Here is a 10,962-nt window from a genome sequence, read left to right on the forward strand (position 1 = left end):
CTGCGGCCGCCGTCTCAAGGTGACCGTTCTACCACCTATGTGTCGAGTCCACTACAAACCCTTTACCGGTTCAGTCAGATCGATCATCGGGCAGCTTCGTTCAACCGGGCCCGCGTCTCCTCAGGCAGCAGCACGGCGACCCGTTCCACTAGCCTCGCCTCGCCGCGGTCCAGCGCCGACCGCGCAGCCAGCCCAGCAGCTCGGCGCGGAACATGCTCAGAGCAGCGCTCGACCTCGGTCGCCTCGTTGACCAGCCAGTCCGTGGCCTCGGTCTGGTCGGCGACTGAGCACTCGGTGAACCCGAAGAACTCGCGGATCTGCGCGCGGTGCCACTCTTGCGTCCGGCGCGTCCGGCGCGTCCGGCGCGTCCAGCCGTAGGAGCCGAGCTCGGCGGCCGGAACCGTGACCTGCTTGGCCACGAACTCCACCACCTGGTCCGGCAACTCCAGTCGGCATGCAGGAACCGGCCCAGCCGGGAGTAGAACCGCGCCAGCAGCCCGAACGCCAACGCGTTCCACCCCCGCTTCCCCTCGACGAGGCCGACCTCGTCGTCGGAAAGGGGTCCGGTGCTCGATCAGCTCGTCCTACTCCAAGGCACGCGCGCAGGCTAACGCCGCCTCGAAAACGACCATAACCATCCTACTCAGATCGAATGGCGGCTCATGACACCGTCCCTGATAGCAGGCCAACCCGCGCGGAGGCGCCCGTATCTAAGGCTGCTGCTGCGAGGGTGTCGAACCCGCGAGGGCAGCAGTCCGCGTCTGGGATGTGGTAAGGGCCACACTATACGTAAGTGACGTGGACGTGTCACTTGACGATAGGGTCTGAGACGTCAGCAAGACCCTCGCTTCCTGGAGTTGCCCATGTCGGCCGACACCGCGGATCTGCCTCAGCTGCCCTTCGAACGCCCGGCCGTCCTCGACATCGGCCCTATCTGGGCTGAGCTGCGCGCCCGCCACCCGATCACCCCGGTCGTGACCCCGGCCGGCGATCCGGCCTGGCTAGTCACTGGCTATCTCGAAGCGAAGACGCTGTTCAGCGATCCGCGCCTGGGCCGCTCCCACCGCGAACCGGAGACGGCGTCGCGGATCTCCAACTCCGGCTTCAACGGTGGCCCGGTCGGCAGTTTCGAGGGCGAGCCCGCTTTCAACGCCCGACTGCGCCGGGTGCTGGTGCCCTCGTTCTCCGCGCGCCGGATGCGAAGCCTCGAAGAAGGCATGCAGGGGCTGACCGACAGCCTGCTGGACGACATGGTCGACGCCGGTCGTGGCGGAAAAACCGTCGACCTGCACGAACACCTCTCCCTGCCGCTTCCCATCTACGTGATCTGCCAGCTGCTGGGGGTGCCCTACAGCGAACGCGACTACTTCAAGGACCTCTCCGAGCGCTCCGCCACGATGACCGGCGACGACCCGTTCACCGCGATCATTGAACTGCTCGCCTACGCCGGCGAACTCGCCGAGGTCAAGCGGCAGAATCCCGGCCAGGACGTCATCACCGACCTCGTGCAGGCGCAACGCGACGATCCCAACTTCACGACAGACGAGCTGACCCAGATCGTCGCCGGCGTCCTCTTCGCCGGGCACGAGACCACGGTCAACCGCATCAGCATCGGCGCCCTGCTGCTGCTGGAAAACCCATTAGCGCGCCAGCGGTTGATCGGCGAACCCGCGGCTCGGCCGCGAATCGTCGAGGAGATCCTACGGCTGGCCGCGCCGGAAAACTTCGGCCTCGCCCGCTACGCCCGCGAAGACATCGTCATCGGCGACACCACGATCGAGGCCGGCGACGCAGTCATCATCTCCACCCTGGCCGGCAACCGCGACACGACGGCGTTTCCCGACGCCGAAACCCTGGACCCAAGCCGGCCTGTCGCCCCCGCGCACCTCAGCTTCGGGCACGGGGCGCACTACTGCATCGGCGCCAGTTTGGCCCGTACCGAATTGCGGGTCGCGTTGACGTCCCTGTTCACCCGGATTCCCGATCTGCGGCTCGCGGTCGACGTCGGCGAGCTGCGCCTGCACACCGAACGACTCACCGGCGGCCTGCACGAACTCCCGGTCACCTGGTAGCTGGTTCCCCGTCATCTCGGTCAGGAGAGCTGATGACCGTCACCCACGAGCTGTTCACCGGCGGATTCTGGCGCGATCCCTACCCGGCCTACACCGAGTTGCGAGATGCCGCGCCGGTGTACCGCACCGAGCAGGCGGGCACCACGGTCTGGGTGCTCAGCCGGTATGTCGACGTCCGGGCCGCGCTGGCCGACCCTCGCTTGTCCAAGGACGCGCGCTACCTGCTGCCGCCCGAGCAGCGGGCCGCCACCGCGAGCCCGTCGGTGGAGATGATGGTGTTGATGGACCCGCCGGATCACACCCGGCTGCGCAGGCTGGTTTCGCGGGTCTTCACCGCCCGCCGCATGGAAGGGCTGCGCCCTCGCGTGCGGCAGCTCAGCCACGAACTCGTCGACGCGCTCCCGCGCACCGGCCGCGTCGACATCCTGCGTGAGTACGCCTTCCTGCTGCCGGTGCTGGTGATCTGCGAGCTGCTCGGCGTGCCGGCCGAGGACCGCGACGACTTCGCGGCCTGGTCGAATGTGGTCGTCGACGACTCGACTCGCGACGAGTCGATGGAGGCGATGGGCAAACTGCAGGTCTACCTGTCGGAGCTGATCGAGGCGAAACGAACACAGCCGGATGACGCTCTGATCAGTGCGCTGATCAGCGACTCCGACGAGGACAAGCTTTCGCGCTCCGAACTTGTCGCGATGTCGGTGATGCTGCTGATCGCCGGGCACGAGACCACGATCAACCTGATCGGCAACGGTCTTCTCGCCCTGCTGACCCATCCGGAGCAGCTCGCTCAGGTGCGCGAGAACCCCGATCTGATGCCGGCTGCGGTGGAAGAGTTCCTACGGTGGGACTCCCCGGTGCACTCCCTGAGCACCTTCTACACAACCGAGGACGTCGAATACTCAGGCGGAAGGATTCCCGGCGGGTCCGTGGTCCGGTTGTCTCTCGCGGCCGCCAACCGCGATCCGGACCGTTTCCCGGATGCCGAAGAGCTACGATTCGACCGCGTCGAATCCGGACACCTTGCCTTCTCCCACGGTCTGCATTACTGCCTGGGCGCCCAGCTCGCGCGGGTGGAGGGGCAGGAGGCAATCCAGACGCTGATTGCGGCCAAACCGGGCTTGGCGCTGGCGGTGCCCAGTGACGAGCTGATCTATCGGCACAGTCAGGTTGTGCGCGGCCTGAAAGAACTGCCGGTCACTTTCGGCACTTGACCCACCTCTCTTGCTTTCATGGAGCGCCGTGCCGGCATGCTCGGACGCTCTGGTCGAAGTGTGCTGCCGCGAGGATCGGCTGAGCTTCATTTTGGTGTTGTCGCCGAGGATGATTCATCGGCACCACCGGAAGGGCGCGACCCGGCTGCAGCGTTCTGACGGCAGCTACTTTCCTGAGTTAACACACCGCGGTCGCAATGCGAGTGACATCGTGGCCGAGTCGTCAGCGACTGGCACTCTGTCCTTATCTATCACCGCGGTGGGACGCCGATGACGACTGGCGCCCACCGCGGCCCTGGTTCTCGACTGACGTCGATGCGGTCGACGAGTTCGGCGTTATGTCACGAAATCTGCACCAGGTACACCGACGCAGTGCCAGCGCCTTCGGGACCGGCGACGTGCACCAGTTGCCCGCCGGCGGACAACGGCAGCATGCGTGTCCGGTAGGTGCCCGTCGGGCCGCCGACGTAACCGAGCTCGGTGCCGTTCACGTAAGTGTCGAAGAATGCTGTTCCGGTGACGGTGTATTCGATCACGTACGAGCCCGCCGTGGGCGTGCTCGCCTCGAACGATGCGGGACCGTCGACGTAACCGAGTAACTGTCGGAACGATTCCGACGTCGCTGTCAACGATGGGTCGCCGGTGGCGGTCAGCCTTGTCGCTGACGCTGTTCCCGCCGACGCCACGCAGACCGTGGTCACGGCGATAGCCGCCGCCAGCGCCGCCGCAGCAGTCCTGGCGTGTCGGTGTGCAGGCACGAGTTTCACCTTCCGTCGATTTCCACTTGAGGTTGGACACGGTTGTCTGACCGCGTATCTGCTTAATGTGTCTCCATAAACCTCCTTTCAGCATGTTTGTGGTGACCGTCCAGTTGTCTCAGGCCTGGAAGTCATGATGTTGATCTCGATGCGCCAAGAGTGGCAGATAGGCGCGCGCCCGTAACCGCCGCAACGGTCCGGGCCATTTGTGCTCGTCCGCCGCGCGTGGCGTCCGTGTGAGCAACCTTGGCGCGTACGGTTACCAGTTTTGCCCAAATTAGTGCGCGCCATCGATACTAAGGTCTTCTTGTGGCCATGTCACCGTCAGAACGGGTCAATTTTCGATGGCAGACCAAGGATGCCCGATCGGTCACCGAAGACGGCCTTGAATGCCAACGGCGCCGACGGTAATCCGCGCATCGCCGTGTCAGGACAGCGAAGCCGCGCGCGGACGTAGCGTTCGAGCGCGATGTACCGCTTCCCTCGTAGCTGGGGCGACCGGATCGAGGTCACCGCAGAGGGAGGCATCACCCGGATGCGCGAGAGCCTTGTCCGCAATGCGGAAGCCACTGCGAAGCGGTGTTCACCCTGACCCAAGGCTGATCCTGTGGCGACATCTTGGTCGGTAAACTGGTCCGAGGGAACGTCGCACACGACGCTACGGCAGGGAAGGCGATTTAGGCCCGCGTCAGCAGCTACCCCTGTAGTCGAGACGCCTGCCGGCCGTGGCGTCGTGAATCGACGAGCGGATCGATGGTGCCCGGAGCGGCGATCGGCGGCGTCCGTTGCACTTGCCGCACTGATAGCTAGGAAGTCAGCAGCGCCTGCAGCGCGTTCGCTGCGGTGGCGACGACGGAATCGAAGCTTGCGTCGGCGACGGTCGGTACGCGAACGACGCTTCGAGCGACGATGATGCCGACGAGCATGGCCGACGCGACGCCTACCCGCAGTCGCGTCTGCTGGTCGTCGCGCAGCCGGCCGGCGGCGCCGATCAGCAGCCGGGCTTCGATGAAGTCACGGAGCTGCGCTGCTGCTCGCTCGTGGGCGATTGCGCCGCGCAGCATCGCCAGGAGCGGCTCGGATGCGTGCGGGTCGTTCTCGAACACATCGAGGAACGTGTGCGCCACGCGCCTCCCGATATCGTCTTGAGGGCCGCTCCATACATCAGTCATGCGCGCGAGCGCCGCGGGCGGCACCGACATGACGGTGCCGAAAAGCTCGTCCTTCGATTTGAAGAATTGCATGACCAAGGCCGCGTCGACTCCAGCGTCCGCGGCAATTTTACGGATCGTCGCGCCGGCGAAACCATCGGAGGCGAAGCGGGCTCGCGCCGCGTCGAGGATGAGTTGCCTCGTGTCATTCTGACCTGGTCGGCGACCGCGCCGTGCGCGCGCTGCGGCGCTGCCCTCAGTTGACGACATGTCCTCACAATGGAAGGTTCTCCAGGCAGTTGTCAACGGCCGCGGATATCGCAGTGGCGTTGTCCTCGTCGTACGTCACGCGTCCCCTGTCGCGCCGCCGGAGGGGTTGCGAGCGCGTGCCGTGGGCCGCCGATGAGGTCGGCCGCATCGATCGGGTGATCTTCGCTGTCTGCGCTATCGATCGACGGCGCTGGGTGTCGACGATGAGATTGTCGGGCGCCTTGGCTGCAGTGACGCTGCTGGCTCACCCTATCGAAGGATATCAACACCTGTTGATATCTGGTCGCCGCGAAGGTACGTTGCGGACAAGCGGCGACGTCGTGGTCGTCGTCGATCCGACACGGCGCCGGTCATCAGACGAAGAGACAGAGGAGCCCGCCTTGAGCGATGACCAGAAGATCTACATGCCATCGCAGCCGCTGGAAGCCGGCAACGACCGGTACGGTCTGCTGAGCGATTTCGAGCCCGGAACGCGAACTCTGGAAACCGGTTTCCAAATCGCGCCACCATTTCGGCCGTTGCCGGTCGACGTCGTGCTCGAAAAGGACATCGCTGTCACCTTGCGAGACGGTGTGACGACCTACGTCGACGTGCTGCGCCCTGCGGGAACGGAGAAAGTGCCGGTCATCGTGGCGTTCAGCCCGTACGGCAAAGGCCAGGGAACATCGCCCAGCGTGATGGGCGTATTTGGGCTGGTCGGCCTGGACAACGGCATCGTGTCGGGCCTGGCGAAGTTCGAGGGTCCGGATCCGGCGTACTGGTGCGCGCACGGATACGCGATCTGCAACCCCGACATCCGTGGCGTCGCCAACTGCGAAGGCGACAGCGTGCTGTGGGACCGCCAGGAAGGCCGGGACTGCCATGACTTGGTCGAGTGGCTGGCCGCCCAGGAGTGGTGTTCGGGCAAAGTCGCGATGAGCGGGACGTCCTACCTCGCGGTCTCGCAGTGGTTCACCGCAGCCGAACAACCACCGCATCTCGCCGCGATCAACCCCTGGGAAGGCGTCAGCGATGTCTACCGCGACCTGGTGATGCGCGGCGGCATGCCCGACACCGGCTTCGCGCGGCAGCTGCGGGACTACAGCTACTGGGGCAAGGGCCGCAAAGAAGACATCCTCGCCGAAGCCGAGCGCTATCCGCTGATGACCGAGCTGTGGGAGAACAAGATCCCGCAGCTCGACCAGATCACCGTGCCGGCGTACGTGGTGGCCAGCTACTCCAACACGCTGCACACCGCCGGAACGTTCCGCGCCTGGCGCCGGATCGGCTCCGAGGAGAAGTGGCTGCGCATCCACAACGGCCAGGAGTGGCCCGACTACTACGACGAGGCGAACCGGGAAGATCTGCGCCGGTTCTTCGACCACTACCTCAAGGGCGAGGACAACGGGTGGGAGCAGACCCCACGCGTGCGCTACTCGCTGCTTGACCTCGAAGGCGGCGACCAGGTCAACATCGCGGCAGACGAGTTCCCGCCGAACGACGTCACTCTGACGAAGTACTACCTTGACGGCCGGTCCCGCGTCCTGACCACCACGGCGCCGAGCGACGAAGCGACGGCGAGCTACGACGTCGCCGCCAACCCGGACCTGGTGTCGTTCGTCACCCGATTTGACCGGGAGACGGTGCTGGTCGGGTACCCCAAAGCGCACCTGTGGGTCGAGGCGGCAGGTGCGGACGACATGGACTTGTTCGTCCTCGTCCAGAAACTCGACGCGTACGGCACGCCGCTGCAGCAGTTCACGGTGCCCAACCAAACCGCCATGGCGCACGACCTGACCGAGCGAGGTGCCTCGATCCTGCGCTACAAGGGATCCGACGGCCGCCTGCGCGTCTCCCTGCGCCACTTGGACGAAACACTGTCGACGGACGCCGTGCCGGTGCACAGCTTCGACCGAGTCGAAAAGCTCAGCCCAGGCGAGATCGCGGAAATCGAGATCGACCTGCTACCGGTCGGCCTCGAGTTTCACCCTGGTGAACAGCTGCGCTTCGTCATCAGCGGGCGGCCGCTGATCGGGCCGATGATGCCCAGGCTCGTCGAGTACGTTCCTGCCAACAACGGACAACACGTCGTCCACACTGGCGGCGATCATGCGTCTTACCTGCAACTGCCCGTGTGGGCGTGACGGCCAGGCTTCACGGCCGCCGTGGTTGAGGCGGCTTCACGACACCGCCTCAACCACCATGCCGGAAAGCAAGGATGGCCGCAATGCTGCGCAGTCGCGTCCAGCCTTGCGTTGCGGCACGCGGAAAGGGGCGCCGGCGTCGTGCCGATTGAGTCGAAGCCGGTGAAAGACGAGCGTGGTACGTTCCGAGATCATCTGAGGTGACATGCGCGCATCACCACTTGTCGGTTTATCTGCACCTCGGCTGACCTGCCGCGCGGGGGGTGTCACTTGCGAACCCGATGGTGAGGAGCCTTCGGCGGATCGCTGGCTGCCTTGGGCTGAGCAGCACCGTGTGCACGCCGTCGGGGCGATCGTCACCAGCAGATAGCACGCGCAATACGCTTCCTGCCGGTCGGGTGGGGTGGAACGGGAGGCACGATGGGTTCCAAGTTCGCGGTCGGCGAGGAACAATGGCGGGCTCGACTGGGGACTCTCCGGCAGGTGGTTCGGCAGGAGCTCGTCGCCAGGCAGTTGACGAGCCATCTCCCGGACTCCCGCCCCTTGGAGGTTCTGGATGTGGGATGCGGCCAGGGAACCCAGGCCCTGCGCTTGGCGCGGCAGGGACATCACGTCACCGGCCTCGACTCCTCGCCCACGCTCCTGGGGGACCTTCAACGGGTGTTGGAGGACGAACGGGCCGAGGTCAGGGCGCGGGTGCGGACCGTCGAGCACGACGCCCGCGACCTGGCCGCGTTGTTCGAGCCGGGCCGCTTCGACGTGGTGCTGTGCCACGGTGTCCTGATGTACTTTCCCGACCCGGAGCCTCTGCTGGCGGACCTGGGGAGGCTGGTGATGAGGGACGGCATCCTCTCCCTGCTCGTCCGCAACGGCGACGGGTTGGCGATGCGCCCAGGTCTGGCCGGCGACTGGACGACTGCGTCGCAGGCGTTCGACGAGCTGTCGTATGACAACCGGATCGGCGTGTCCGCCCGCGCTGACCGCTTCGACGCCTTGGCCTCGTCGCTCTCCGACGGGGGAATGAGGGTGCGTGCGTGGTACGGCGTCCGGGTGTTCACCGACGCAGCCCCGGCTGAGGCCACATTCCCAGACGAACAGGAACTCCTCGCGTTGCTGGCGTGCGAGGAACGGGCCGGGGCCACCGATCCATATCGCCGTGTGGCTTCCTTGACACACGTGATCGCCGAGCCCGCCTAGCGTTTCCAAGGTCATGATCGGTCCTCCGTCCGCGCGGCCGATGGCAAACCGAGGTCGACGGCTGGTCTCCACAGCCGACGCTGGGTGTCCTCGCGCCCCGCAGACTTCAGACCCGGCCGTACTCACCTCGGGCCTGGCGACCTGCTGCGGCCCGTTTAGAGCGTCACCGGCCACGCAAAGAGAACATCCGGCCCGAGATCGCCGCCGCGTCGGCCGGGAGCTCGGGCGCGCTGGTCCATGACGTGATGTACCTGGCGGCAGGCGGCGTGACGGTGCTGCTGGACCTGGCGAACGAGTTCGAGTCGAAGGGGCCGACCTCCTGGACTCGCTGCTCGGCGAGGTCGACCTGAGCGACCGGGACGGCGGTGAGGACTGGCGCGAGCAGCTCCGCGCCGTCATGGCGTCGTGCACTCAGGTGCTGTTCGAGCACCCGCCGATGGCGCGAGCCGCGCTCGTCGGCCGCCCGAGCGGAGAGAACTACCTGCGTCTGGTGGAGCGCATCCTCGATCTCCTGGTGTGCAGTGGTGCCGGTCGCGAGCAGGTCGCGCGGGGAGCGAACAAGCTGCTGCAGGATGCGCCCGCCACCGCTGCCGAGCGTGCGACGCGGGCGCACGACCCCGCCGCCGGGAAGGACTGGGACGCCACTGTGCGTGTGCTGGACGCCGTGGACGTGAGTACGCATCCGGCGATCGCCGTGCACGTGCCCGCGCTGATCGGCGGCTCGGTGCCGGACCGGATCCGCTGGAGCTTCGACGTCCTCATCAACGGCATCACCCACACGCCCGTCCTGGGCGCAGCGGACTGACTGATAGGCGGATTCAGCCTGCTTTGAAGCTGAATGTGACGTAGGGCGATGAGGGTTGCCTCACAGCGAACTTGTTCGCGGCGAACATGTTCGTTACGGTGTGGTTGTCGAGGTCGCCGATTGCGCTCAGGCGGGCCCGGCGAACAGACGTCTTCCCCACGGATTTCGGAGGTCCCATGAGCACTCACTTCCCCATCGCGATCATCGGCGGAGGTCTCGGCGGTCTGACCGCTGCCCGCGTCCTGCACGCCAACGGCATCGAACCGGTGCTCTTCGAGCTGGAGGCGTCGGCGGCGGCCCGCACCCAGGGAGGGATGCTGGACATCCATGAGGAGAACGGGCAGAAGGCTCTGCACGCCGCCGGTCTGTACGACGACTTCTTGAAGATCGTCCACGAGGGTGGCCAGGCCATGCGCCTGCTGGGGCCCGACGGCACGGTGTACGTGGCCGAGGAGGACGACGGCACTGGCGGGCGGCCGGAAGTGGACCGCGGCGACCTGCGCGACCTGCTGCTGAACTCCCTGCCCGACGGCGCGATCCACTGGGGCCGGAAGGTCACCGGCGCGCGGGGGCTGGGCGAGGGGCGCCACGAGGTGACCTTCGCCGACGGCTCCACCATCACCACCGATCTGCTGATCGGCGCGGACGGCGCCTGGTCGCGGATCCGGTCGCTGGTCTCGGCCGCCAAGCCCGCCTACACCGGCATCTCCTTCGCCGAGACCGACCTGTTCGACGCCGACACCCGCCACCCCCGCAGCGCCGCGATCATTGGCGGCGGGTTCTTCATGGCGCTGGGAAACGAACGTGGCATGCTCGCGCACCGGGAAACCGACGGCAGCCTGCACATCTACACGGCCCTCAAGACAGACGAAGGGTGGCTGGACACGGTCGAGTTCACCGACCCGGCCGCCGCCAAGGCCGCGGTTCTGGCCCACTTCGCCGACTGGGACGAGGGCCTGCGGGGCCTGGTCGACGACGCGGACACGATCACCCCGCGCCGAATTCACGCCCTGCCCGTCGGGCACCGCTGGGACCGCGTCCCGGGCGTGACGCTGCTCGGTGACGCCGCCCACGTCATGTCCCCGTTCGCAGGGGAAGGCGCCAACCTCGCCATGCTCGACGGCGCGGAACTCGCCCTGGCCATCGCCGCCCATCCGGGCGACACCGAGGCGGCCCTGGCCGCGTACGAGCAGGCGCTGTTCCCGCGCAGTGAGGCGTCCGCCGCCGAGAACGTGGCCCACATGGACACCATGTTCGGCCGGCGAGGCCTGGAGCAGACGGCCGAGTTCTTCACTTCCGGCCGGGCAGCCCACTGAGCTCGGCCCCGACGATCACCGCGCCCGCCGCCATCGAACGCGCATCCAGGAGGAACCCA

General features: G+C 66.6%; 10 protein-coding genes. 6 read left to right on the forward strand and 4 right to left on the reverse strand.

Features of this window, described 5'->3' with window-relative positions; translation table 11 throughout:
- Positions 1-83 precede the first annotated feature (83 nt).
- The gene (locus tag C2L58_RS12665) at positions 84-518 is read right to left on the reverse strand and encodes a DUF4158 domain-containing protein (RefSeq protein WP_255410529.1); all 435 of its coding nucleotides are present in this window, start codon (positions 516-518) and stop codon (positions 84-86) included.
- Positions 519-863: 345 nt separating this feature from the next.
- On the opposite strand from C2L58_RS12665, the gene C2L58_RS12670 reads away from it, so the two are divergent.
- Together C2L58_RS12670 and C2L58_RS12675 are read left to right on the forward strand one after the other, a co-directional pair.
- Positions 864-2,072 (forward strand): cytochrome P450, encoded by a 1,209-nt coding sequence (locus C2L58_RS12670; RefSeq protein ID WP_103337770.1) that lies wholly within the window; start codon positions 864-866, stop codon positions 2,070-2,072.
- 32 nt (positions 2,073-2,104) lie between these two features.
- Positions 2,105-3,283 (forward strand): cytochrome P450 family protein, encoded by a 1,179-nt coding sequence (locus tag C2L58_RS12675; protein ID WP_103337771.1) that lies wholly within the window; start codon positions 2,105-2,107, stop codon positions 3,281-3,283.
- Between the two features lie 341 nt (positions 3,284-3,624).
- On the opposite strand, the gene C2L58_RS12680 is transcribed toward C2L58_RS12675, so the two are convergent.
- On the reverse strand, positions 3,625-4,050 hold the full coding sequence (locus C2L58_RS12680; protein ID WP_146073579.1) for a hypothetical protein: 426 nt from the start codon (positions 4,048-4,050) through the stop codon (positions 3,625-3,627).
- Between the two features lie 797 nt (positions 4,051-4,847).
- On the reverse strand, positions 4,848-5,462 hold the full coding sequence (locus tag C2L58_RS12685; RefSeq protein ID WP_103337773.1) for a TetR/AcrR family transcriptional regulator: 615 nt from the start codon (positions 5,460-5,462) through the stop codon (positions 4,848-4,850).
- A 116-nt stretch (positions 5,463-5,578) separates the two neighbouring features.
- Here C2L58_RS12685 and C2L58_RS12690 point away from each other — a divergent pair, with 116 nt between their 5' ends.
- Positions 5,579-7,585 carry a CocE/NonD family hydrolase gene (locus tag C2L58_RS12690; protein WP_199191240.1) on the forward strand — a complete coding sequence of 669 codons (2,007 nt, stop codon included), beginning with the start codon at positions 5,579-5,581 and terminating at the stop codon, positions 7,583-7,585.
- A gap of 420 nt (positions 7,586-8,005) precedes the next feature.
- Entirely contained in the window at positions 8,006-8,782 is a 777-nt protein-coding gene (locus C2L58_RS12695) for a class I SAM-dependent methyltransferase (RefSeq protein ID WP_103337775.1), read from the forward strand.
- 163 nt (positions 8,783-8,945) lie between these two features.
- On the opposite strand, the gene C2L58_RS48580 is transcribed toward C2L58_RS12695, so the two are convergent.
- A complete protein-coding gene (locus tag C2L58_RS48580; protein ID WP_146073580.1) occupies positions 8,946-9,212 on the reverse strand; it encodes a hypothetical protein in 267 nt (88 codons plus the stop codon).
- Here C2L58_RS48580 and C2L58_RS12700 point away from each other — a divergent pair.
- Entirely contained in the window at positions 9,198-9,587 is a 390-nt protein-coding gene (locus C2L58_RS12700) for a TetR/AcrR family transcriptional regulator C-terminal domain-containing protein (RefSeq protein WP_233225692.1), read from the forward strand. The genes C2L58_RS48580 and C2L58_RS12700 overlap by 15 nt on opposite strands.
- 176 nt (positions 9,588-9,763) lie before the next feature.
- On the forward strand, positions 9,764-10,903 hold the full coding sequence (locus tag C2L58_RS12705) for an FAD-dependent oxidoreductase (RefSeq protein WP_199191241.1): 1,140 nt from the start codon (positions 9,764-9,766) through the stop codon (positions 10,901-10,903).
- Positions 10,904-10,962: the final 59 nt, after the last annotated feature.

Source organism: Amycolatopsis sp. CA-126428 (genome assembly GCF_002904335.1).
GTDB lineage: Bacteria > Actinomycetota > Actinomycetes > Mycobacteriales > Pseudonocardiaceae > Amycolatopsis.

Excerpts from the sequence above, each read along its gene's own strand:
- C2L58_RS12695 (WP_103337775.1), top strand. The coding sequence starts at position 8,006 with ATGGGTTCCAAGTTCGCGGTCGGCGAGGAACAATGGCGGGCTCGACTG.
- C2L58_RS12705 (WP_199191241.1), top strand. The coding sequence starts at position 9,764 with ATGAGCACTCACTTCCCCATCGCGATCATCGGCGGAGGTCTCGGCGGT.
- C2L58_RS12675 (WP_103337771.1), top strand. The coding sequence starts at position 2,105 with ATGACCGTCACCCACGAGCTGTTCACCGGCGGATTCTGGCGCGATCCC.
- C2L58_RS12670 (WP_103337770.1), top strand. The coding sequence starts at position 864 with ATGTCGGCCGACACCGCGGATCTGCCTCAGCTGCCCTTCGAACGCCCG.
- C2L58_RS12685 (WP_103337773.1), bottom strand. The coding sequence starts at position 5,462 with ATGTCGTCAACTGAGGGCAGCGCCGCAGCGCGCGCACGGCGCGGTCGC.